21 protein-coding genes are annotated in these 24,247 nt (G+C 52.7%); 10 read left to right on the top strand and 11 right to left on the bottom strand.

What is annotated here, in order from left to right; translation table 11 throughout:
• Nucleotides 1-11 precede the first annotated feature (11 nt).
• Nucleotides 12-1,403 (bottom strand): sulfatase-like hydrolase/transferase, encoded by a 1,392-nt coding sequence (locus tag ACTJJJ_RS02250; RefSeq protein ID WP_440701343.1) that lies wholly within the window; start codon nucleotides 1,401-1,403, stop codon nucleotides 12-14.
• Nucleotides 1,404-1,528: 125 nt separating this feature from the next.
• A complete protein-coding gene (locus ACTJJJ_RS02245) occupies nucleotides 1,529-3,931 on the bottom strand; it encodes an ABC transporter permease (RefSeq protein ID WP_440701342.1) in 2,403 nt (800 codons plus the stop codon).
• A 289-nt stretch (nucleotides 3,932-4,220) separates the two neighbouring features.
• Here ACTJJJ_RS02245 and ACTJJJ_RS02240 point away from each other — a divergent pair, with 289 nt between their 5' ends.
• Nucleotides 4,221-5,603, top strand: coding sequence for a serine hydrolase (locus ACTJJJ_RS02240; RefSeq protein WP_440701341.1), 1,383 nt, complete (start codon nucleotides 4,221-4,223; stop codon nucleotides 5,601-5,603).
• 16 nt (nucleotides 5,604-5,619) lie between these two features.
• Here the strand turns inward: ACTJJJ_RS02240 and ACTJJJ_RS02235 are convergent, their stop codons facing one another.
• Complete coding sequence (locus ACTJJJ_RS02235; protein WP_440701340.1) at nucleotides 5,620-6,054, bottom strand: hypothetical protein; 435 nt, start codon at nucleotides 6,052-6,054, stop codon at nucleotides 5,620-5,622.
• A gap of 161 nt (nucleotides 6,055-6,215) precedes the next feature.
• On the opposite strand from ACTJJJ_RS02235, the gene ACTJJJ_RS02230 reads away from it, so the two are divergent.
• The 8 genes from ACTJJJ_RS02230 (at nucleotide 6,216) to ACTJJJ_RS02195 (ending at nucleotide 13,147) form a co-directional block, all read left to right on the top strand.
• Complete coding sequence (locus tag ACTJJJ_RS02230) at nucleotides 6,216-6,521, top strand: hypothetical protein (RefSeq protein ID WP_188931133.1); 306 nt, start codon at nucleotides 6,216-6,218, stop codon at nucleotides 6,519-6,521.
• Between the two features lie 178 nt (nucleotides 6,522-6,699).
• Nucleotides 6,700-7,566 (top strand): hypothetical protein, encoded by an 867-nt coding sequence (locus ACTJJJ_RS02225; protein WP_440701339.1) that lies wholly within the window; start codon nucleotides 6,700-6,702, stop codon nucleotides 7,564-7,566.
• 144 nt (nucleotides 7,567-7,710) lie between these two features.
• A complete protein-coding gene (locus ACTJJJ_RS02220; RefSeq protein ID WP_440701338.1) occupies nucleotides 7,711-10,365 on the top strand; it encodes a sigma-54-dependent Fis family transcriptional regulator in 2,655 nt (884 codons plus the stop codon).
• A gap of 172 nt (nucleotides 10,366-10,537) precedes the next feature.
• Nucleotides 10,538-11,287: an SDR family oxidoreductase gene (locus ACTJJJ_RS02215; RefSeq protein WP_440701337.1), complete on the top strand. Its 750-nt coding sequence runs from the start codon at nucleotides 10,538-10,540 to the stop codon at nucleotides 11,285-11,287.
• A gap of 57 nt (nucleotides 11,288-11,344) precedes the next feature.
• A complete protein-coding gene (locus tag ACTJJJ_RS02210; RefSeq protein WP_188931145.1) occupies nucleotides 11,345-11,518 on the top strand; it encodes a hypothetical protein in 174 nt (57 codons plus the stop codon).
• A gap of 106 nt (nucleotides 11,519-11,624) precedes the next feature.
• Complete coding sequence (locus ACTJJJ_RS02205; RefSeq protein WP_440701336.1) at nucleotides 11,625-12,503, top strand: pirin family protein; 879 nt, start codon at nucleotides 11,625-11,627, stop codon at nucleotides 12,501-12,503.
• A gap of 15 nt (nucleotides 12,504-12,518) precedes the next feature.
• Nucleotides 12,519-12,746, top strand: a complete 228-nt coding sequence (locus ACTJJJ_RS02200; protein ID WP_188931149.1) for a hypothetical protein — start codon at nucleotides 12,519-12,521, stop codon at nucleotides 12,744-12,746.
• Nucleotides 12,747-12,796: 50 nt separating this feature from the next.
• Complete coding sequence (locus tag ACTJJJ_RS02195) at nucleotides 12,797-13,147, top strand: YciI family protein (RefSeq protein WP_426294990.1); 351 nt, start codon at nucleotides 12,797-12,799, stop codon at nucleotides 13,145-13,147.
• Nucleotides 13,148-13,274: 127 nt separating this feature from the next.
• Here the strand turns inward: ACTJJJ_RS02195 and ACTJJJ_RS02190 are convergent, their stop codons facing one another.
• From ACTJJJ_RS02190 to ACTJJJ_RS02160, 7 genes are all read right to left on the bottom strand, one after another.
• Nucleotides 13,275-13,592 (bottom strand): hypothetical protein, encoded by a 318-nt coding sequence (locus ACTJJJ_RS02190; RefSeq protein WP_440701335.1) that lies wholly within the window; start codon nucleotides 13,590-13,592, stop codon nucleotides 13,275-13,277.
• 170 nt (nucleotides 13,593-13,762) lie between these two features.
• On the bottom strand, nucleotides 13,763-15,850 hold the full coding sequence (locus ACTJJJ_RS02185) for a sigma 54-interacting transcriptional regulator (RefSeq protein ID WP_440701334.1): 2,088 nt from the start codon (nucleotides 15,848-15,850) through the stop codon (nucleotides 13,763-13,765).
• A gap of 47 nt (nucleotides 15,851-15,897) precedes the next feature.
• Nucleotides 15,898-16,905, bottom strand: coding sequence for a hypothetical protein (locus ACTJJJ_RS02180; protein ID WP_440701333.1), 1,008 nt, complete (start codon nucleotides 16,903-16,905; stop codon nucleotides 15,898-15,900).
• Nucleotides 16,906-16,923: 18 nt separating this feature from the next.
• The gene (locus tag ACTJJJ_RS02175; RefSeq protein WP_440701332.1) at nucleotides 16,924-18,054 is read right to left on the bottom strand and encodes a bestrophin family protein; all 1,131 of its coding nucleotides are present in this window, start codon (nucleotides 18,052-18,054) and stop codon (nucleotides 16,924-16,926) included.
• Nucleotides 18,011-18,823, bottom strand: a complete 813-nt coding sequence (locus tag ACTJJJ_RS02170; protein ID WP_440701331.1) for an alpha/beta fold hydrolase — start codon at nucleotides 18,821-18,823, stop codon at nucleotides 18,011-18,013. Before ACTJJJ_RS02170 ends, ACTJJJ_RS02175 begins: the two co-directional genes overlap by 44 nt.
• A 45-nt stretch (nucleotides 18,824-18,868) precedes the next feature.
• Nucleotides 18,869-19,861 carry an alpha/beta hydrolase gene (locus ACTJJJ_RS02165; RefSeq protein WP_440701330.1) on the bottom strand — a complete coding sequence of 331 codons (993 nt, stop codon included), beginning with the start codon at nucleotides 19,859-19,861 and terminating at the stop codon, nucleotides 18,869-18,871.
• A 389-nt stretch (nucleotides 19,862-20,250) separates the two neighbouring features.
• Nucleotides 20,251-21,609 (bottom strand): sensor histidine kinase, encoded by a 1,359-nt coding sequence (locus tag ACTJJJ_RS02160; protein WP_440701329.1) that lies wholly within the window; start codon nucleotides 21,607-21,609, stop codon nucleotides 20,251-20,253.
• A gap of 137 nt (nucleotides 21,610-21,746) precedes the next feature.
• Here ACTJJJ_RS02160 and ACTJJJ_RS02155 point away from each other — a divergent pair, with 137 nt between their 5' ends.
• Nucleotides 21,747-23,033, top strand: coding sequence for a glycosyltransferase (locus ACTJJJ_RS02155; protein ID WP_440701328.1), 1,287 nt, complete (start codon nucleotides 21,747-21,749; stop codon nucleotides 23,031-23,033).
• A 10-nt stretch (nucleotides 23,034-23,043) separates the two neighbouring features.
• On the opposite strand, the gene ACTJJJ_RS02150 is transcribed toward ACTJJJ_RS02155, so the two are convergent.
• The gene (locus ACTJJJ_RS02150) at nucleotides 23,044-24,231 is read right to left on the bottom strand and encodes a tail fiber domain-containing protein (protein WP_188931163.1); all 1,188 of its coding nucleotides are present in this window, start codon (nucleotides 24,229-24,231) and stop codon (nucleotides 23,044-23,046) included.
• Nucleotides 24,232-24,247 lie beyond the last annotated feature (16 nt).

Below are 24,247 nucleotides of genomic sequence, written 5' to 3'. Positions count from 1 at the left end.
GCCTGGCTTAATTAATTATCACCCAACTTTGGAAGCGATTTCCACCAGTCAACCAGCTTGGCGCTCAGTTCCTTCGTAAGTTTTTCCTCGGTAGCTTCAAGATTGGTCGTTTCGGCGGAGTCCTTTACGATATTGTAAAGCTCCAACCTGGTGCCGTCTGCGTCCATCAACAGCTTCCATTCGCCCGACCGCACAGCGAGGCGAGGGCTGCGGTCGTTGTTTTTCGGATAGTTGTAAGCAACGTCGTTTCGCCCGTATTCCCAAAACATTTCCTTTTTTCTCAACGAAGGCTTCCCCAGCAACATCCCCGACCGGTCAACTCCATCGCCGTGGTAGCTTTCGGGTATTTTCACACCCGCAAGTTTCGATAATGTAGGCAAAAGATCGGTCGCGTGCAGTTCCGAACGGTCGTCGGTTCGATTGGCCGGAATACGCCCTGGCCAGCAGATCATGAAGGGCATCCGAATGCCGCCTTCGTACAGCGAAAGCTTAGATCCCCGAAGGCCACCGCTGCGCTTTCCGCCGAAAGTAGGGAGTGCGCCGTTGTCGCTGGTGAAGATAATGATGGTATTTTCGGCCAGCCCGAGTTCATGGAGGCCGTCGAGCAGGCGGCCGATCTGCACATCGTATTCTTTGAGAACCCCCTTAAATGCCGCTTCTTCCTGGGGCTTCACCGGAGATTTACCGTCGTACTCGGTTTCCGGTTCAGGCACCCACGGCGTGTGCACGTCGTCGGGCCAGAGGTTCACGAAACACGGCTGCCCTCTGTGCCGCTTCATGAAATCGAGCGTCCGGTCCACGAAATACCGGCTTCTGTCCCACCTTTTAATGCTGTCTTTTTCAGACCATATCCAGTTTGTAGCCGTAATTGCGGGATCCGGCTCCGGGCTTTCGTAGGTGCTGGCGTGCTCATCGAAGCCATATTGCACAAAACCGGGGGCGTCGGTAACATCTCTCCCACCGCCCATGTGCCACTTGCCGAAATGCCCGGTTGCATACCCCGAATGCTTGAAAAAGCGGGCAATCGAAGGTGCTTCCGTATTCAGGTAGTCGATCTGCTCAGCGTCTTTGTTGTGCTTTTTTGAATCCAAAAAGGTGGTAAAGTTCCATTTTCCAGGTTGCATACCGGTGAGAATGCTGGCCCGTGACGGCGAGCAAATGGGGGCGCCACTATAATATTGCGTTAGTTTGAGACCGCTGGCTGCGAGCCGGTCGATATTGGGTGTAGGAACAAAACGTCCGCCATAAGCACCGACATCGCCGTATCCCATGTCGTCGGTAAGGATAATGATGATGTTCGGGGGCGACTGTGCTGCACCTGCCCGGCGTTGCGCAAATACCGGCAGCAAGCTCAATACCAATACAATACCCGCTAATAACCTTGCTAGTCTGGTCCCGTCCATGTGATGTCCTACTGCATTCCCGTACCCCGCGGCATCCTCAAAAGGCTACCGCGGTTTAAACCAAAGATTGCTAATATACTAAATCCATAGAATAGACTTGAATTTTTAGCGGTTTTGAGCAGTCGCTACTCACTCCTCAAACTCCTGACCGGGTTCATCAGGGCAGCGCGGATGCTCTGGAAGCTGACGGTGAACAATGCGATGGCGATCGACAGGGCCCCGGCCAGCAGAAAGACCCACCATCTGATATCGGTGTGGTAGGCAAAATCCTGCAACCAGTTTTTCATGCCGTACCAGGCAATGGGCGATGCTATGAGAATGGCAATGAGGACAGGTTTGAGAAAATCTTTCGAAAGCAGCCCCACAATGCTCGGTACCGAAGCGCCGAGTACTTTTCTGACGCCGATTTCCTTCGTCCGCAGCTCGGCCATGAACATCGAGAGCCCGAGGAGCCCCATGCACGAAATGAGAATGGCAATGCCCGCAAATATGCCAAACAGCAACTGCTGGGTCTGCTCGCGTGCGTAAAGCTTGCCGAAGCGCTGGTCGAGGAATTCGTATTGGAATGGCACGTCGGGGAAACGTTCCTTCCACACAGACCCGATGTGTGCGATCGCACTTTGAATATTGCCGCCCGCTACCTGCACCGACACGCGCCCGAGGCGGCCAGGCTGGTAAAACATCACAATCGGTGCCACTTTCTGATGCAGCGATTCGAAATGGTAGTCGGTAGTTACGCCAATGATCTGCCCCCTCACTTCGCCATAACCAAAACGGTTGCCGATGGCCTCTTCCGGGTTTTTCCAACCCAGCAAACGAGCAGCTGTCGCATTCAATATGAAGCCATTGGTACGATCTGTCGGATGCTGGCGGGAGAAATTACGGCCCGCCGCCATGCGGATCTGGTAAGCGGGAATGAAGTCCTCATCTACGGAAAGAGACTTGATACTGATTTCCGTGGGCGCCATCGAATCGCCTTTCATCACATAGGCTTCCCAGGAGTCGAGCAAACGGCCAGACGGAATGCGCGATGAGCGGCCCATTTCCCTAACGCCCGCATGTTCCTTGAAACGCTGTCGGATCGCCTCGACGTCGGTCGTCGAATCATCGGGCATACCGAAAGTGATCACCTGATCTTTGGCATAACCCAGCTTGTAATTCTGAATGTAACGCATCTGGTTATAAACGACCGTCGTACTGATGATCAGCGTCACGGCGATCGCAAATTGTGTTACTACGAGCGTCTGACGCAATTTTCCGTTTTTCAGGGCGGTGGCTATTTTACCTTTCAAAACTGCGATAGGCTGAAAGCCCGTCATGAAAAATGCCGGATAACTGCCCGCTACCAGCCCTGTGAAGACGGTAATGCCCAGCAGGATGCCCAGGAAAGAAGGGTCCAGCAATGCGGAAACAGAGAGCTGTTTTTGCGTAAAATTATTGAACAGCGGAAGACAAAGGACCACGGCTACAAATGCAAGTACGACGGAAATCACTACCAGCACCACCGATTCGCTCAGAAACTGGTTGATCAGCTGACTACGTACGGCCCCAATGACCTTCCGCATTCCGACCTCCTTCGCACGTGTAGCAGATTTCGCCGTTGCCAGGTTCATATAGTTAATGCAAGCTATCATCAAAATGAAGATCGCGATCGCCGAAAAAAGGTACACATATTGAATGTCTCCGTTGCCCTCTATCTCAGAATCTAAATGAGAGCGCAGGTGAATGTCCGTGAGCTTCGTAAGCGTCAGCACCGAATATTTTGATGTGTTGGGACCGACGTGCTTGTTCTGAAATGCGGGGAAAGAAGCTGCCAGTTTTTGCGCGTCGTAATGCTTCGGTAAAAGCAGGAAAGTCGAGAATGAATTGTTGCCCCAGTTGGTGCGAAGCCCTTCGGCACCGTAAATACGGTTGTCGTTGAGGGTCGAGAAAGATACCAGAAAATTGGGATGGAAATGCGACTGAGAAGGAAGCGGCTCGAAAACACCCGTAACCGTGTAGTCAAACTGGTTGTCCAGCCGCACCACTTTACCAACCGGGTCCTCCTTTCCGAAATATTTCTCCGCCATAGGTTTTGAAAACATGATCGAAAAAGGGTTTTCGAGTGCCTTATCGGGGTTTCCGCGGTCTATTTTGAAGGTAAAGACCTTAAAGATATTCGCTTCGGCGGCAAACATCTGTTCCTCCGAAAACCGGTTTTCGCCGTACTTCACCAAAGCCCCGGTTTCTAGTAAACGCACCACCTGTTCTACCTGCGGGAAATCCTGCTTCACCAGCGGACCGAACGGCGGTGCCGCGTGTCCGAGACGAAGCGATTCGGTGCCATCGTTGGCCAGGAACGTGCGGTTGAGCCTGTAAATGCGGTCGGCATGCTCGTGGAAACGGTCGTAAGCCAGCTCATCCTTTACATACAAGGCAAGGAGCAGAAAGCAGGTCAGCCCGAGTGATACACCGGAAATGTTGATGAAACTGAAAGCTTTGTACTTGGTCAGATTCCGGAACGCTATTTTAAGATAGTTTTTGAACATGGTGTTTGCATTTGGGCCGTGGTGAGGCAAGGAGATAGAATGTCGGTTCGGCTGGACACCAACAAATGTATGCCATGGAAATAATCTATTGAAAATAAGCAATTTAATAAAAACAACTTGTCCGAAATCGGACGCACACGTCCGTGGCTGCACGGCCGGTCTGAGTTGAAAACGGACAGGCCCGTTCGCTTCCGAACATCGCATTAGTTTAAAAATACACTCTGGGTCAACAGGTTACAATTTGGCATAATCCTTGAATGACCGCATTTATCTAATCAGCCATATTTGTATGAAAAACAATCTCCTCAGGATCATCTTTTTCTCTAACCTACTAACCAGCCCGCTCTATGCCCAAACCGACCCACTCTCCCGGCGCATCGACTCCCTGATGCAGGCAGCCCATCGGATCGGTGTTTTTAATGGAAATGTTATAGTCGTCAACAAAGGGCAAACCATTTACAAAGCGGCCGTAGGGTTCGCCGACGGCAGCAGGCAATATCCACTAACCCAGCAAAAGCGGTTCGACATCGGCTCCGTCGCCAAAGAATTCAACGGCATATCGATCATGCTCCTCGCGGAAAAGGGAAAGCTGTCGGTAACCGACCACATACGTAAGTACCTTCCCGAACTGCCCGCCTGGGCCGACAGCATTCAGATCGCCCACCTGCTCAATTACACCAGCGGACTACCCGGTAACCCGGCAAATACCGACCAGGACGTCCTGAATGACCTTTTGGCCCTAAAACACCTCGCGAATGCCCCCGGGAAGTCGTACATATACAGCTATGCCAACGTGTACCTGCAACAACGGATCATAGAAAAAGTCTCCGGTTTGAAGTACCATGCTTTTGTGGAGAAAAACATCCTGAAACCGCTCGAAATGAAGCATACCGCGATGGACCTGCCTATCAACGATACCACCATGGCGGTGGCTTTCAATAACAAATTTGTCAACGAAAAGCCCCGCGAAACCACCACCGGCTGGCCCCGGCTGACGGTGGAAGACCTTTATCGCTTCATGTCGGCTGTTGACAGTTACAAACTCGTCGGCAAAGCCTCCGTTCAGCAACTTTCGCAGCATTTCGGAGAAGGCGAAAGCAGCCTGGGCGAAGCGAAGTTCGAGCAGGGCGAATTGGTCTGGCATCAGCATCACGGCTCTAATTACAACTACGAAGCACTTATTACACACGATCTGAAAAAAGACCGGTTCGTGATACTGATGACGAATAACCAGAATTTCAAAGTCCGCCAGCTAGCTTCCGCTATCCTTTCCATCCTCGACAATGCGGCTTACACCGTTCCCAAACGTTCGCTATACCTCGAATTACGCGAGGAAATGCTCGCCGATTTCGACGCCGGCGTAGCGTTTTACCGGACCGCCAGGGAGCAGAAGAAAGACTTCTACGACCTATCGTTCGAAATCGGCGACCTTGTCAATACCGGCAAGTTCCTTATGCGGCGCAACCGGATCGACGACGCCATCAGGGTATTTACGCTTGGTCTTCTCCTGGACTTGCAGAATAAGGATTACGCCATCGCCTGCCAGTTCATTGCCGAAGCGTATAAGCAACAGGGTAAAACCGATCTCGCGATTTTATATGCGCAGCAAGCCATTCGGAAAGATCCGGACAACAAGATTGTCCGCTCGATACTGGATCAGGCGGCACATTAGCCAAATGGCCCCGAAATTAGTAGCAGGTAGCCGCGGGTTGTTTGTATCCGCGCAAGCCTTTGAACCAGCTGTAAAGTACCTGGAAGAATTTGGGGGCGGCAGGGGCTGTCCGGCGCTTTCTGTCTGCCGGTTGCAGGCTTGGGGAGTTTCCGGCGCCGGGTCCCCGTGTGGCCGACGCGGCTAGCACGATGTCCAGTGCCCCGTTGGTGAGGGCGTAAATGTCTTCATGCAGCTCGTCGAGCAAATTGGCCGCCCGGCCGTGGAGATGGTGCCGATCGGCGATCTGAATGGTGGTCTTTACTGCGAAATCGTAAATTTCCTGCGAAAGCTGATCGCAAAGTTCGCACATATCCGCCCTCCGTTCGGGCAGGATAATACTTCTGGCCTTCATTTCCTGGATTTTACGCTCGGTTTTCGTGACCAGTTCGGCCCGTATTTCATTCAAATTCATATGATGGATGCTGTTAGAGGGGTTGTTCGAAACGCATGAACGTTCTCAGAAATATTATAAATATTTTGACAGAATCAAAGGTTTTAATTTTTTTCTAATCCATTTTAGTGGGCCTTCGGCCCGCCCTGCCCTACTTTTAGCGCTCATCATTACGTTGCGGAATGTTTATAGGCTACTTGCCATTCGGGGCAGAGGACATTTTTTTAGAAAAACTTCAAACGGCCGGGTGCCACAAAATAGTAAGAGAATCGGAAGCTGGCGGTAGTTCCCGCCTGACGGAACTGCTGGACGGACTTCAAGAAGGAGACGTACTGATACTTTGCCACAGCAGCCACGTCGGGTCAGAAACGAACTTTCTGAATGTACTTATTCTGACCGGACGCAAGTGCGCCCATTTTGTTTCGATTGACGAAGACTTCGACACGCTGCGCGACACCGCGCACTACTGCTCGGAGGCGGCACATTAAGAGCCAACCCCGTCGGTCTTTCATTGCTACAAAATTTACGGTATTTCGTAACCCGATAGGTATTTGACGAAATACCGTGCCTTTTTTTATAACCATTTCAAAATCCGCACTGATAATCATCATCTTAACTTTTGGCATGGGTATTGTCCCCATAAGAGCATCCTATCCAGAACTCAATATGATGAACCGTCAACCTTTACCGTACAATGCTACGCGTACGATGCTGCATGCGGTCTTGCAGGCAGTGGGGCTGCTCGGGGAAACCGACTTCGCACCTGCTGCCGAAGAAAACGCTCCCCTGTTGCGATCGATGGGAATCCGGGCCAGGCCGACCGTAGCAGTAGCCAGCCATGCAGGCGGCACGGGTCAGGCTGCCAGATGGCGCGATGTCGTTTCAAAAATCGGCATAGAGGAACTCAAAGTGCTGTTTTCCAATAGCCGCGTCATTCCTTTTTCCGACTGGACGGACGTTCATCAGGCCGCCGATCTCTGGTATGGCCTGCTCGCCGACGTGATCCGCCCCCTGGCGCGTAATGACTGGGAATTCATTTTCTATCTCGGCAACCCTGCCAACAGTCATTTTTTCGACGTCGATGAAATTCTGGATGTAATGGGCAGTTTCACACGGAGCGGCAATGTGACGCTCGCACTGGATGAGCGGGAAGCCTCGGGCCTTTGGTCGATCCTGTTCGGCGGCAAGTCGGAGTTTGATACGCACGACCCCGATGCCAGAGGACGTTACCGCGCTATTTTCCAGACCCTGGACATCCGGCGCCTTATCGTCTATTCGGAAGACAATGCACTAATAATCACGCAGGATTCGCATTTCGAACTCACCCGCCCTCCTGTGCCCGCATACGTACACAATGAGCAGGAGCGTGCCAACTTCATCGAGGGATATGCATTAGGCCTGAAAAACAATATGGAGATAGCGCATTGCCTTGTGCTGGGCATTGCCACTTCCGGCTCGGTTCCCGAGGGAAGTAATGTCCCTGCCAAGGCGGAAGTTCAACGCTTTCTGTCCAATTGGGCTAACGAACTTTGAAAGCGGCCGCTCACCGCGCGTTCGTGGCTGCCCTGCCCGGGTAGCCTTTTTGCATTCCGACTTTTATTAAATTAGTATAAATGCTACCGTCAACGGCATAGCACTTTCTGCCGGAAACCGACAGGCCGGCAACTATCATTAATCATGAAAACAACTACGCAAAACGGGAACGACCTGCCAGCCGCGCCGAAAACGGACCTCAAAACCAAGGAGTTCCTGGAAAAGCAGCGGAAAATATTGCTCGACCTTAGCGACGACATCACGCAGATCCGCGACAAGACCGACCTGATTATCCTGTTTTCTTCCCGCATTAAAAACCTTTTCTATTTCAAACATACGATTGTGACCCTGATCGACCCGGAACGAACCTCGTATCGTCCCTTTTTGCTCGATCCGGTCTCGTCGCCGATCCAGACCCACCCCTCGTACGCCAGGTTGGTTGATTCGGATTTTCCGCTTCGCGGCGCATTCATCGAGGGCGTACTCGATGCCGGCAAGCCTGTATTGTATTGGATGGAAGATATCATGGACCTGCCTGGCAGCCCTTCTTTTTTGCGGGTTAACTATGAAGGAGGCATCCGGGAAATCCTGATGACGCCTTTGAAAAGCAAGAATGAAACAATAGGTTTCCTGCACATGTACACCGATCGGCCCGGCAGTATAACGGAAGAGTTCATCAGCATTATTGAAGGCATTGCACCGCAAATTTCCAGCGCGGTTACCAATATTATCAAGAACGACGAGATCCGGGAAAAGGAATGGATCAATGAAATCCTGCTTGAATGCAGCATTGGCCTGGCTGCCGTGCGTACGCGCGAGGAGCTTGCCGGTACCGTGCGGACTACACTCATCCGGTTCAACCTCATGCGCGGGTTCGGCATCCGGCGGATCAACGCCGACCAGGAAACCATGACGACCTATGTCCATGACCTGGGAGTTACCAATGTGTCCGAAGCTGAAATGATTGAACTGACACAAAGCCAGTTCCCTATCTATGACGGCTTGCAGGACCGCGTGCTCGACAGCAGTATCCCATTACAAGTCAACATAGACGCCGAAATCAGGCGGGGCATTACAAGCCGGTACCTGGTCCTGTGGCAGGATATGGGATTGAAAACGATGGTGGGTATTGCCCTGCGGAACGGCGATGTGACGCTGGGTGTGCTGTGGCTGGGCATCGAGCAGGCCAATCTTTCGCTGTTACAGGCCATCGGCTCCCAAATTTCCGTCGCCATGTCCAATGTGTTGGCCGCAGAGGAAATCATCGATCGGGAACGCGAGAAGACCTTTCTGCTGGGGTTCAGCAATGAAGTGGCGCGTGTACGTACCAAAGAAGATTTGAAGAATGCGGTTTTCAAAGTGCTTAACCGCGTGCTGAATGTCAAGCTGGCGATGATCAACCTGATCGAGGATGATAATGTCACTTTGAAGCCGTTTATGTACGACAGGACGCTTTTTGAAAACGCGTCCGAAGAATTCGACGCGCTCGTGGCGGCTTCCAATACCATACACGAGCCGACTGCCGCCCGGGTGCTCGCTGCGGAAGATCGTCTGATCCTGAAAGTAGCGGAAGAACTGCAAGCGTGCCCCGACAACCCTTTTGTGCAGCTCTGGGCGAAAACCGGGCTGAAATATATGTTCGCGGCACCGCTGCGCAGCGCCCAGGCCGACCTCGGCACAATCTGGCTGCTGACCGACAACCTGAAAAGCGAGCTGCTTCAAGGCATTTGCTCGCAAATCTCCACGGCCATCGCCAACATACAGGCCAACGAAAAGATACTGGCTTACAAAAGAATGCTCGAAATGGAGAACAGCCAGTTGAAGGAACAGATCAAACGGACCTATAATTTCAACGAAATCGTAGGAAGCGGGCCGGAAATGCAGCAGGTGTACGACCTGATCAGCCTGGTTTCAGAATCGAACTCGACTGTGCTTATTACCGGCGAAACCGGCACGGGCAAGGAGCTGATCGCCCGGGCCATTCACAGCGCTTCTCCCCGAAAGGACAAGCTGATGATCAAGGTCAATTGCGCCGCATTACCGGCCAACCTCATTGAAAGTGAATTGTTTGGCCACGAAAAAGGGGCATTTACCGGCGCAGTGGAACGCCGCATCGGGAAGTTTGAGCTGGCGGATAACAGCACGCTTTTCCTTGATGAGATCGGTGAAATGCCCCTCGAAGCACAGGTGAAGCTGCTGCGCGTCTTGCAGGAAAAGGAACTGGAAAGGATCGGCGGAAAAACGACGATCAAAGTGAATGTCCGCATCATTACCGCCACCAACCGCAACCTGGGAGAGGAAGTAAAAGCCGGCCGGTTCCGCTCCGATCTCTATTACCGCCTCAACGTATTCCCGATCCACCTCCCGCCCCTCCGCGACCGCCGTGACGACATTATACCCCTCGCGCATTTGTTTGTGGACCGTTACAGCAAGGCTACCGGCCGAAAGGTCAGGAAAATTTCGCCCAAAGTACTCCAAGAGCTCACCAGCTACCCCTGGCCGGGCAACGTACGCGAGCTCGAACACCTGATGGAACGGTGTGTCCTGTTATCGACTGAGCCCATGATCCGGGAGGTTTATTTGCCCAACAAAAACACAGGTGCCGAAGTGCAGCCAGTGGCCATGCTGGGCACGCTGGAAGACGTGGAGCGCATGCACATTATCGAGACCATCAAGCGATGCCGCGGGAAGCTCGCAGGCCGCGGCGGCGCCGCCGAGTACCTGGGTATGCCTGCCACTACCCTGCATTCGAAAATCAAGAAGCTCGGCATCACCAAACGCCAGTACCTGGCAGAGTGATTTTGCCCGGAACGAATCACGCGATATTTAAAGCCGACGTGTGTCATTAGGCGAAATATCGCGTGATTTTTAATATAAGAAAACACACAAACAACTGATTATTAGTATATTAATACCTTGGCACGACGATTGATCTTTATAAAGTGTTTTCAAACCAAAATCTTTAACACTCATGAAAATCGTTGTAATCGGCGGAAGCGGCCTGATCGGTTCCAAAGTCGTCAATAACCTTATCAACCTGGGCCACGAGGTCATTGCAGGCTCACCCGCAACGGGTATCAATACCATCACCGGCGAAGGATTGGCGGAAGCCCTGAAAGGCGCGGACATTGTGATCGACGTGGCCAATTCGCCTTCTTTCGAAGACCAGGCTGTGCTCGATTTTTTCACCACTTCGGGCCGCAACCTGCTGGCGGCCGAAAAGGAAGCCGGCGTGAAACATCACATCGCATTGTCGGTGGTGGGCACGCAGTTGCTTTCGGACAGCGGCTATTTCCGGGGCAAGATCGCGCAGGAAAAGCTGATCCGGGAGTCGGGTATGCCTTATACTATTGTGCATTCCACGCAGTTTTTCGAGTTTTTGGGCGGTATTGCGCAAGCTGCCACGCAGGGCCAGATCGTGCGGCTGTCGGCAGCTTATGTGCAACCTATTTCATCGGATGATGTAGCCTCGGCTATGACGGAAGTTGCCCTCCATACGCCGCACAACGGGGTAATTGAAATCGCCGGACCGGAACGTTTCAGGCTCGCCGAGCTGGTACAGAAGTTCCTGAACCTGAAAGGCGACACCCGCTCGGTGGTGACAGACAGCCAGGCACGGTATTATGGCGCTCTTCTCTCCGATGTGGTACTGCTCCCTGCGGGCGACGCACGTGTGGGTTCGATCAAGTTCGCAGATTGGTTCGAGGCAGTCAACGTATAGCATTTATAGTGCGTATTCTATTCTTAGTTTATTTCTAAACCATAAACAACTACGATTATGAACCTGTTTATGCAAATGGTGCACGATAATGGCACCGACGACAACTACAAACACGAGGTCGAGATACTCTCCACAGAGGTTCACCATCATGAAGACCATACCTTCGAAGGTAGCGAGTTCATGGACGATGCACTCCGGATGCACGAGCAACTGCTCGACGACGACCAGTAACTCACCGGCTAGTTGCGGACGGCTAGTTGCCGAACATGATCGGCCGTCAGCGGTCGGCTAGTCCCTACCGGAACGAATAGTATAGTACAGATTTTCAAATTCAGTCATGAAGCATTTAGAGGTATCCAAGGTATTTCAAACCGTTAGTTCGGGTGACGGGCAGTTTGCAGCGAGGAAAGTCCGCTCGATCCATTTCAATGGTCTTCTGGACCCTTTGATCGGTTTCGACCATTTCGAGTTGACGTCCGATGTTTTCGGCCCGCACCCGCACGCAGGTATGTCGGCAGTGAGTTATCTTTTTGAAGATTCCGGGCATTACCACAATCTTGATTCGTCCGGGACCGACATCATGATCACGCCCGGCAGCCTGATGTGGACCTGGGCAGGGCGCGGCATCGTCCACACGGAATTTCCCGTACCCGAAGGCTCCCGCGTACACGGCATGCAGATATTCGTCAACACGGCCGCGAGCCGCAAGCAGCAACTTCCGCAGGCGCTCTTTATCGACGGCAGCGACATGCCCGTAGTAAGCACAAAAGGGACAGCCGTGAAAGTGGTCACCGGGCGCACCGAAGCCGGCAGCAACCCCACTGAAACACCCGATCGCCTGACATTCCTCGACATCACCATTGAACAGGATCATACGTTCCGGCATGACCTGCCGGCGGGGTGGACCGCGACCATTTACGTCGTATCGGGAAAAGCCGTTTTCTCCAACGACCACAAATCCTGGATCGTTACCACCGGCCAGGTACTGGCCGCGGGCCGCTCCGACCGGCAAGAAATACTGGCGTTGACCGCAATTTCCGACGCACGGCTCATCCTGCTGAGCGGCAAACCCCTCGGCGAGCCGATCTTCTCGGCAGGAGCTATGGCCATGGGTTCCGAAGAAGAGCTCGGAAAAGCCATATCGGATTTTGAAGAAGGCCGGATGGGCTTCATCCGCATCGAAGGGAACCTCAGAACAGTTGTTTTAGCCACCTAAATTCCCAGCCAAACCATGCAACAGTACCATGTAAAAGTGCTACCCGGCGATTGCTCCGGGGCCGTCATCAGTATGCTCCAAGACCTCGCTTTGGGGCATTTCATAGAACTCGATCCGGTATCGTCCACCGCTACCCCGCTCACCGACGACCAGGTGCTGGAAATGATCGAGGAAGCAGACCTTACCGCCCACTATTCCCTGGAGGAAGCCCGGGAGATCCTGCATGTAGGAGCCCGCTATTAAGCTATTTTTTGACCTTTTATTTTTTTACTAACCATTTAATTTTCAAAACAATGAATGATTTCCTGATTGCGATCCACAGAGACATTACCAGCTCCGATCCGATACCTACTCCCGCACAAATGCAAGCGGCTATCAAACCCTACCAGGACTGGGTTGCCGGCATTGGTGCGAAAGGCCGTCTGGTAGCGCCTCCCAAAAGATGGGACATGGACGGCCGCGTTATCAAAAAAGGTAATGAGATCAGCAAAGGACCGTTTGTCGAAAACAAGCAGTCAATCGGCGGGCTGTTCCTGATCCAGGCCGAGAGCTATGATGAGGCGGTTGAAATCGCGAGCGGCTGCCCAATTATCGAGTTCGGTGCTTCGGTGGAAGTCCGTATGGCGATCCCGCCCGTGCAGTAAACCTTTGAGATGTCAGCCTGAGCGAATCGTCATGCGGAGCGCAGTCGAAGCGTCATACGGGACGTCCATATTACGGTATGGCCTGCCTTCGGCTTCGCTCAGGCTGACATTTCATTTTCAGAAGGGTTCATTTACCTTGTAGAACCTCCACGCACCCTCCCAAAAGCAGTATCGGGCAATCCCGGGCTATTTCGGCGGCTTGGGTATAATCACTGGCCTCGATGAAGATCAACCCTTCAACGACTACTGCGTTTTCCATCACCCCTTCCTGACTAACGGTAACCCCCTGCGCGTCCCATCGCTGAACCGGCCTTGCGAGCCGCTTGGAAGCTGCCAGGCTCAGATACCAGTCTTGCCAATGCTTGCGATACATGAGCAGGTCTTCCTCTTCCAATTGCGGGGCAGTGCTTCGATGATCTCTTCTGAAAACCAATACGAACTCCATTGTTTCTGTGTAGCTAAGATTTCAGAGTACACCAAGCTGCAAGCGTTGTGCCAAATACCCAACCAGCTATTTACAAGGAAGTTACCTACCGGGCATAATGCAATATGCCGCGATATTCAGCCATTTGACGACGCAAAGGCGAAATACCGCGGCACTTTGGGAGTCAGGCTTCAGAAGTAATCCGCCTTGCTGATTTTCAGTTTTTTGATTTTGGAATGAAGGGTAGTAGCTGGAATATCGAGGAATTCGGCAGCGCCGTCCATGCCCGAAATTTTACCTTGAAATTGCCTCAATACCTCGATAATGTAGGTCCGTTCCACCTCCGAGAGTGTCCTGCTAAGCGGCGCCACCGGCATCTTCTCTTCCGGTCTTAGTTTAGGTAAATGAATTTCGCGGATTATGGCATCCTCACTCAGCAGCACGCTGCGCTCGACGAGGTGTTCAAGCTCGCGGACATTGCCCGGCCACGGATAAGCTTGCAACTCCTGAATTACCCGGGGCGAAAAACCGGTTACCTTCCGGCCGGAAGTTTTATTGTAACGGTCTACAAAGAAATGCGTCAGCGGGACGATATCGTCACGACGGTTGCGAAGCGGCGGAAGTACAATGGGAAATACATTGAGGCGGTAGTAAAGGTCGGATCGGAACCGCCCCGCCCGCACCTCTTCTTCCAGGTTACGGTTGGTGGCAGCGATAATGCGTACGTCTACTTTGATGGTCGTTTTTCCGCCGATCCTTTCCAGCTCCTTTTCCTGCAAAACGCGCAGCAGCTTCACCTGCGCTTCCAGGGGCATTTCGCCGATCTCGTCCAGGAACAGCGTACTTTGGTCGGCCAGCTCGAACTTACCGATCCGCCGCTCCACCGCGCCGGTGAATGCGCCTTTTTCGTGGCCGAACAATTCGCTTTCAATCAGGCTGGCCGGCAATGCGGCGCAGTTGACCTTGATCATCAGCTTGTCCCTGCGCGGCGACGCATTATGTATAGCGCGGGCGATGAGCTCCTTTCCCGTGCCCGTCTCGCCAAGGAGCAGTACGGTCGAAGCCGAATCGGCCACGATGGACATTAAATGGTAAACTTCCTGCATTTCGGGACCGCTGCCTACGATCTCCGAGAAATTGTAGATCGTCCGGATCTGTTCTTTCAGCTGATCGTTTTCGATTTCGAGCAATTTCTTGTAGGCCAATATCTTTTCATTGGCCCTGATATTCGATATGGCAATGGAAATCTGTGCACAAAGGCCTTTGAGCAGGTTTAAATTGAGATTATCGGATAGAAAAAACATCGTTCCGAGATTTTCCTGACCCACGCGTAACGCCGCCGCATACACGTTTTTCAGGCCCAACCGTTTCCAGAACGCGATGTAGTTGGGGCTGTTGCCTTTCCGCTCCTCCTCCGCAATGTCGATCACGATCGGCTCCCTGCTGGCGAGCACCTGCGCGAAAAAATATTCGTCGACCGTCGCCCGACGGTTGGCCAGCTGATCGAACATATCCATTACACCGGCAAAAAGCGAAATGTCCCACAGGTAAGGGGTCAATGTCACCCCATCATCCTCAATCACCCTGATCATCGCCAGGCGGGTGCTCAACAGGTGTTCCAGGGCGTCGGAAATGGCGGCTTCGAGATCAGGTTTTGTCCGCACGGCGGCGATATTCTGGCTGAAATCAAGCAGAAACGACTTTTCGCTTTCCCGGTTGAGAATCTCTTCGTTAGCTGTGATATTGCTGGCCGCTGTCGACAGCTGGCTGGCAATGCGCTCGATAATGTGCACCGCGCAATCGTCGAAAGTGCCCGTTTCATCAGAAAAAAGGATCAGACTGTGCCTCCGGACGTCTTCGCCCGGCAGGGCCTTGATCAGCATTTCCCGCGCCCCGGCCGCGTAATGCAGCTTAAACCACACCGGCGCATTTTCGACATCGAAGTTCCGCATATCGAACAGCACCGGCTCCTCCGACCGGGCTGCAACGTCGTAAATGCCGTCTCCGACCGGGTAAGGCGTACTGATGGCCTCGTTATAGGCTGCGTAGTCACGGGATTTAGACTCGGGATCCGTCAGAAAAGCGTTATAGGTCTGGTGCACCTCGTCGAGTATGGTCATCACGCAGGCCGTGAAATTGATCGCCTTCCGCAAACCCGAATTGATGACGTGCAACAGGTCCTTCCGGTCACGGACTTTCACCATCCGGTTGCTCAGTTCGAGCAAAGCGTCATTGATCCGCTCTTTTTCCGCAAGTTCTTCGTTTCTAAGCATCCGCATCGATCGACCTGTTGACGTGGAATTTTATTTTCCAATAATTGAAGCCATTACTGGTAAAGATACATGATTTCCTGCTGTTGAAGGTCGTCGACCCATTGATCGATATAATCCACAAGACCTTGACGGGCCACATTAGAGCGTTTTTCCGTCCGCGAGCCGAAAACGATCAGGCCCAGGGCGAGGCAGCGCACGATGTCCATCTGCCGCACCAGGCCAATGCAGAAACCTTCGATAAAATGCTCGCGTGCCTCGGGCGCGATCTCAAACGACGACGCCACCTTTTTACGCGCCAGCAGCAGCTGGGTGTGCCTGGTAAAAAGCATCGCCTGCGTGGCCGAGTACACCAGCAGGCGATCGATATTGATAGTCCTGAAAATGGAAATGAATTTTCTCTTCAAATCGGGGAAGGTCTGGTTCACTACACTGTCGTATTCATGTACTCCATTCAACACCATCCAGAGTTTAATGGCCTCTTCCTCATCGAGCGCAATGGTAACCTGGCCATATTCCGAAAATTCGGTGATGATATCGATGGCCTCCTCCACCTGAAACGAGCGCCGGGTGAGCGGGTCGCCGAAGTAAAAGATAAACTCAATATCCTGTGTGCCAACCGGCTTGATGGCACCCAGTAACAGGCTGCTCCAGAGTTCGGAAGCGCCGGAGAGGCCGGCCCAATCGTGGAACGCAATGGTGCGGCAGTTCATCAAAAAAGGCTGCAAAATGCGGGTTATCGCATCGCTCGTCAGGTAGCCCAATTTGTCCTGGTCGTTGCCTGTATGCGGAATACCCGCGCTCAGCCGGTGCAACGGGCTGAGATCCTGGGCTGTATTCAACGTCAGGCTCCGGACACCCATCACTTGCAGCACTTCCGGAAGAGCCGATTCCCTTACGCCCAGCGGGTTGACACCAAAGTCCCAGATCGAAAAATCGGGTGAACCACTAGGTGTCGGACGGCGCAGGTAATAATGCGGCAAAGCGCCAAGGGACTGCAGCTGGCCACGCATGTCGTTAAGGATCGGGCCGGGGTTCAGAATTTCAAGGTTAAGTGTTTCCATTTTATGTTTGATTTAGGTTTAAAGGATAATATTGTTGTGAGGCAGCAAATCGTCGGGCAAATTGCTTTCACCCAGCATTTCGCGGAGCTCGATATTCAGCTGCTGGCTCATCTGGGAAATAGGTGCGTCGTTGGCACTCCCCTCGAACGGATTTTCGGTGCTCTCCCCTACCTGTTCAAGCGAAATGTACATCCATGAAATGAGCATGCTGAAAGGGATCGTTACCCAAGCCATGTACCCCCGCAACGGCGGATCCACGACTTCATTGAGCAAATCGAAATCATGGACGATCCCGAACGGCAGCATGAAACAGAACGTCCACACGAAAATGTGGTTGATCACCGCATATTGCCGCGGATAAGGTGAGTCTTTGAGCTGTTCGCATTTTGCCTGCAAACTGTGCAGGTCTTTCAGCATCTGTTGCAATGCGGCATATTGCGGCGCAATCACCTCTCCGTCGGCATTGAGTGATTTAACGGCTTTGCTTTGCAATCCGAGTATCTTTCCGATCTTGTTCTTCGAACCCAAAACCTGTTCCAGCTCGTGTTCGGGCAGAAGTCCTTTCAGTTCGGCTTCCACCGCCTGCATGCGTTCGGGAATGTGAAAAAACTGCTGGTACTCCTTGTTATGGCTCTTTTCGTTGCTTTCCCAGACGCGGTCCTCGCGGAGGTAAAAACGCAAGGCCGTAAGCCAGGCAAGGTGACGGTAGATCAGCTCCCTGCTTTGTTCCTGGTTATTCAAAAAATCAACACTAATGGTACCCCAGAAACGGCTCAGGCCCAGAATATCGGTCCAAAGCCGTTGCCCTTCGGCCGCCCGGTTGTAAGTCTGGGCATTTTTAAAACCTACTGTAAAAGCGGTAGCCGTACCCAGAAGCGCCACCACGGGCCAGGGGACGTTCAGCCATTTCAGTCCCCATATTTCATGAATAACCACCGGGAAAAGGCCGAGGAAAAAGAGGATGTAAGTGTTCCGGCGGGTCCAGACGAGAAATTCACCCAACCGGTATGATTTACCTATGTGCATGGTGTTTTTGTATTGGTTTTGGTTCCCGGCCACCTTGTCGAAGAAGCGAAAGGTGACCTGGGAACTTTTGAAATCATACTTATTTAGAAGCAATGCCCTGGGTATCGACAGTACTTGCAGCATTGGCGATGAAAGCGGCCACTTTTGCAGGCTGCGACAGCATCGGCACATGGCTGGAATTCAATTCGAGTGACTTTGCACCGATTTTTTTTGCCAAAGTACGTTGCAGGCCTGGATTGATCATTCTGTCGTTACCGCCTATGATGAACCACGACGGCTTGTCGTGCCAGGCAGCTTTGCTAACCTTCTCGCCTGTGGTAAATGCAGCCCACTGGCCCTGTGTGGCGAGAATCAATTTGCGTTCTGGCATAGGCAGGTCCTGAGCGAAGTCTTCGAAAATACCCTTCGGAGTCAGGGACAGGAAGCCGGCTGCATCGGCTCGAACCTCCTCATTACCCGGTGCAAGAGTTGCGGTTTTGGCAACGTCGTTCAGCGATTCACCCGTGTCCGGTGCGAACGCTGCCATATATACGAGACCCACCACTTTCGGGTCGTTACCCGCTTCGGAAATTACCACTCCGCCCCACGAATGGCCTACGAGCAGCACGGGGCCGTCCTGCAAGGCTATAATGCGCTTGGCGGCTGTCACGTCATCGTTGAGCGAGGTAAGCGGGTTTTGTACTGCCGTCACTTTGAAGCCCTTCGCTTCCAGGAGCGGGATCACTTTCGACCAGCTCGAACCGTCGGCGAATGCGCCATGTACCAGTACAATGTTTTTGACGCCTTTTTGGGGCTCTTCGTGCTTCTGCCCGGATTCGATTTGCTGTCGCGAGACGAATGCAAATAATGCAGTAGCGACCATTCCAATAGCGATTAAGTTGATTTTTGACATGGTGTTAAATGGATTAAGGGTGATTCGTAAGAAAATGATGGTGGATTAGCTGAGGTACCTTTTCAGTTCCGCACCAATTTGTCGGATGTGCGAACGAACCGCCGGCAATGTGGCCAGGCCATTCAGCAACCCGAAATCGTGGATCATTCCGTTGTAGCGCACCGTCGTTACCGGCACACCGGCTTCGTCGAGTTTGCGGCCGTAGGCTTCACCCTCGTCACGAAGAATATCATTTTCGGCAGTCTGGATAAGTGCCGGCGGCAAGCCTTTCAGCTGTTCCAAGGTCGCTTGCAATGGAGAGGCGTAAATGGCTTTGCGCTCTTTGGGGTCCTCGATGTAGAGGTCGTACATCCATTTCATCAGCGAAGTGCTCAGGAAACGATCTTTGCCGAATTTACGGTAAGATTTGGTTTCGAAATCGGCGTCGACGATCGGCCACATCATTACCTGCAGCTTGATTTCCGGCCCGCCTTTTTCCTTCGCCATCAGGCAAGTAACAGTGCTCATGTTGCCGCCCACGCTGTTTCCCACTATGGCAAGCTTGCTGCCGTCGACGTTGATCGCAGGACCGTTGGCTGCTACCCATTTCGTAGCTGCGTAAATTTCGTTGATCGCCTGCGGATATCGCGCCTCGGAAGTGCGGGAGTAGTTGACGAACACCGCGGCCATACCCGATTCGAGCACGATGTCGCGGACCAGCCGGTGATGCGTCGGAAAATCACCGAGTATCCAGCCGCCGCCGTGAATGAACATGAATGCGGGCAGGGTTTCGGTCGCGTTTTCAGGGCGTACGATGTGGAGATCCACCGTGTAGCCGTCGCTGGTAATGGTTTTCAGGTTTATTTTAACACCCGAAACATCTACATCCACGGATGCCTGTGCATTGGCCAGTCCGGCCTGCGCATCGGCAAGCGGGAGTGTTTCAAGGGCGGGGCCTCCGGAATTGTTGACAATTTTCAGAAATTCCCTGACGTCCCTGGACAGGTTGGGATCGGTAGCATAGTCTTTGATAGCTTGCTTTTTTTGCTTCTTTTTCATGTTGGTTGAGTTCTTTTTTAATTAATCCTGAAATTTTCCCTTTCATTGAATCACCGTGTTGCTGATCGGACTTCGCGGGAACGGCGCGCCGACGTTGGTTTGTCCCGTGCACGAACGGATGGAAAGTGCACACCCCTTACAGCAGCCTCGATGAGCTGGCATCCGTCATCTTTGTTTCTATGAAAAAAGGAAATCGGTTCGGGCAAGAATTGTCAGACTGTTTCACCAGTGAAATCTGCCCGGATGCTATATTCAATTGCAAGCCGCGTGCCATTATTTTAACTAATTGATTTGCAATTAATTAAACGATAAATACGACGAATTATGTAGCGATATTTCGTGCAATCACTTGGTACGGCGCTAAATACCGTGCGCCTGCCCTGATGCAGCTATACAGGTTGCAGCAGCGGCAACGTCACGCGGAACCAGCCATCCACTTCCTCTATATGCGGGCTGGACTGGTTGAGAAGCTTGTATTTGAATGCAATGTTGGACAGCCCCACCCCGTTCGATTCGACCCTTACCTTGCGCCGCTGGATATTATTTTCGATGACCAACTGCTGTTCAGGCGTTGTACGGATACGGATGGTGAGTGGCTGGTGGGGCAGTACCACATTATGCTTGACCGCATTTTCGACCAGTAATTGTAATGTGAGCGGTGGCAGCAACGCCTCCTTGTGGGTATCCATGGTGAGGAGATCGGTGTGGACACCATTGCCGTACCGGGTACGCAGGAGGTGAAAGTAGGACTGTATAAAACCCATCTCCTGGCTCAGCGTAGTCAGTTCGCCATCTCCGGCGCGCAGCAGGTAACGGTAAACGCTCGACAGTTCGTCGACATAGTCGATGGCCTGGCTCGGGGTTTCGTCGATCAGCGATGATAATGTGTTGAGTGCATTGAAAAGAAAATGCGGGTTAACCTGGCTCTGCAATGCCTTCATTTGCGCCTCGGTGTGCTGCTGTTTCAACTGTTCGAGGATCAAGTCGGCTTCGAGTTGCCTGCGGAGGTGCTGTTCCCGTTCACGGATCAGTTCCTGCTCTGCAATTACCTGCCGCATCGCCTGACGCTGCTGCCGGTACGAGATTCCAAGCGATACCAGTGCGAGGTCGAGGAAAATGCCCGCCTGCATTAAAAAGCCCGGGTGAATGAGCAGCGGCAGCTGATCCAAAGCTGGTATACCATTGCCCAGATGCATATGCAATGATATGGTCGACAGGATTTCACCGACCCACAGCGCCAGTGTCCCTGCAAAAAAGAAGCGGGCCAGGACATCAGTACGCTTCAGGTGCTTTACAAACGTGTATAAAATGGTAAAATTCGTAGCCGCCATTACAATGGTACGGATCACATTCAGTTGCGCTTCATGCCAGTCGGTGCGCCAGAGGTCGGAAAACAGGTTAAAATAGATTTCAGGCAAAGTACAAATGAACCAGGTGTATTGCATGATCCGGTACCATCGCACAAGCCTCGGATGGTCGCTCAGATCGATAAATTCAACCGCCAGTTCCAGGTATATGATGGAGAACAAATAGAAGGGCACTGTTCTGCCGAAAGCAACTATATTGTCGGCTGGGGCCACCAGTTCCAGCCCGAAGGAGGTGATCCACAAAAAAACGTACAGGCTGTACAAAAGGTAAATACGGTCGCGACGGACCACCCATTGGAGCAGGTTTGCAGCCAGCAATACGGCAGCGGCACCTATAAAAAGCAGTAACCATTGTTGATAGCCGGGCGAAAGTAACGTCATGAACGGGCAGGGTGATATTCAGACGAAAATACATAAAAGTCGTTTCATACCCTTCATTTTACAGTTCATCTGAGTGAGCGTAGGCGGCGAGGAATACGTCTCCTACTTTTGTCGGGTCAAAACAAGTAATATTAGCCATGAAAATTCAACGTATACTTTTTGCAACGGTTCCTTTCGACGGGCATTTCAGCCCGCTTGCCGGCCTGGCCGCCCACCTCAAACAGCTCGGGCACGATGTGCGCTGGTACGTGGGCGGCCACTATGGCGGGCGCGTCACGAAGCTGGGCCTTGTCCACTACCCGTGTGTAAAGGCGCCCGTGATCAACCAGGAGAATATGGATGAACTGTTCCCTGAACGCAAAAAGATCAAAAACCCGATTGCCCGCGCCCGATTCGATGTAAAGCATACCTTCCTGAGCCCTATTCCGGGGTATGTCGACGATCTTGTAAAAATTCACGACGAGTGGCCGTTCGACCTGATCGTGTACGACCTGGCTTGCCTGGGCGCATTGTTTGTACAGGAGTTGCTGGCCCTGAAAGGGGTAGCTGTGGGCGTACTGCCGTTATTTGAAAGTGAGTCGAACCTCCCTTCCGACGACCCCGGCCGGAATGCGATCGCGAGGTCGGTGGCGCGTTGGGCCAAGCGTGCCAAGATCCATTTTCAATTCAACATCATCATGAAGCCATGCAGCACATTGTTCAACGAATTGCGTGTTAAATACGGCCTGCCGCCGGAGCCGGGCTTCATGTTCGACGCGGTGTTCCGGAATGCCCACCTGTACCTCCAAAGCGGTGTGCCGGGGTTTGACTATCCGCACAGAAAGCTGAGCCCCAACGTCAGGTTTGTCGGACCGCTTCTGCCCAATAAATCGAACGGGAAGGCCTCATTTGCATATGCCGACGAGACATTGAAATATAATAGGGTCATTCTGGTTACGCAGGGCACATTCGAGCGGGATGTAGAGAAAATCATCGTCCCTACATTGGAAGCCTACAAAAACGACCCGGAAACGATGTTGATCGTTACTACCGGTGGCTCCGGCACTGCGGCATTGCGCCAGCGCTACCCGCAGCCTCATTTCCTCATCGAAGATTTCATCGATTACGATGCAGTAATGCCTTACGCGAGCGTGTATGTAACAAATGGGGGCTACGGGGGCGTGATGCTCGCGCTGCAACACAAGCTGCCCATCGTGGTGGCGGGTGTCCACGAAGGCAAAGACGATATTGCGGCGCGTGTCCAGTTCAACGGTGTCGGGATCGATCTGAAAACGGAAACACCCAAAGCGGGCCAGATCCGGCGTGCGGTCGCCACCGTGTTATCCGACAACAATTACCGCAAGCGGGCTCACCAACTCAGCGAGGAGTTCAGGAATTATCCCGCCAATGAAATCGCAACGGGTTACATTGGCGGGCTTGTTTGAAAAGCCGGGACTATCTGGAAACCGATATTTCTTCCTTCCTTGGCGCTCCCAGGATCATTTTTTCAATGGAAGCCATTTTCGAATCCATCGCTTCGAGTTTGGCTTTCAGCTGATCATTCTCCTCCTGTAATGCTCTTGTACGTTTTTCAAGCGCCTGAATGGCAGCCATATTCACGCCGTCGATATCGGAGGTGTTGATCGTTGTATCATTCGCAATTCCGTCCAGACCGAATGCGGCATAGAAATCCTGTGCCATCGGACCTATGTGCCTTGTCGTAGCAGGCTGGCTTTTGTAATTCCAGCTGGTAAGGGGTAACTGTGCCACTTTATGGAGGATTTTCTCGGTATCCAATGCTTCGAAATTCTCCTTTTTCCGCCTGTCGCTGACCGTACTCCACGATCCTCCGCCAGCAGATATTTCAACTCCGCTGCTGAGACCCTGATTGGTAAAGACCCGAGCCCCACCTGCAAAACGCATGGTCAGCTGGTTGTTGGTAGTGCTGTAAGCGCTGTCGCTACTAAACCCTGCGCTACCGTCGCTGATCACGAAAGATCCCTGATGCCTTACCCGCGCATTTTTGCCGAGCGCGAAGGAGAAATTTCCTCTTGCACTGTTTTGCAGGCCAATGGCAACCGCAAATGCACCGTTTGCGATAGACGGCCCGATCACAACCGAGGCCAGTCCGCCTGCGATCGACGACGGGCCAATGGCTACGGCATCGTCACTGGTGGCCTGCGCACCGCTACCAAGTGCGATGGCGCCCACTCCGTTTGCAGTTCCGTTGAATGCCAGTGAGCGGTCTGCCGCTGCCGTGCCGTTGTTTCCCAATGCTACCGATTCATCGCCGGATGCGGTAGTTGCGAGACCGACCGCGAAAGAATTATCGCCGGAAGCACGAACATGCTGGCCCGCTCCGAACGAATAGTTCCCGACATTGGGGCCGTCCCAATAGCTGCTCGAAAATGAGCCCACGTACCCTACGCGGAATGCGGCCTTGTCCACGTACCACATCATACGACGACCTCCGCCCGAAATAGGTACAGGTTTGTTGACTGCAACATCACCGGGGGCGGAAAAAACCACACTGCTGTCGGCAACGTGCAAACCAGCCCGCGGTGTAAGTGTACCGATCCCCACCTGGGCATGGGTGTAAGAGGAAATAGCGACAAAGAGGGAAGCAAACACAATTCGTTTCATGTCAGAAGGATAAAGT

The sequence above is a fragment of the Dyadobacter sp. 22481 genome, from assembly GCF_052044875.1.
Lineage (GTDB): Bacteria > Bacteroidota > Bacteroidia > Cytophagales > Spirosomataceae > Dyadobacter > Dyadobacter endophyticus.
The sequence above is the reverse complement of the archived record's forward strand: the minus strand, read 5'-3'. Positions and strand labels throughout refer to the sequence as shown.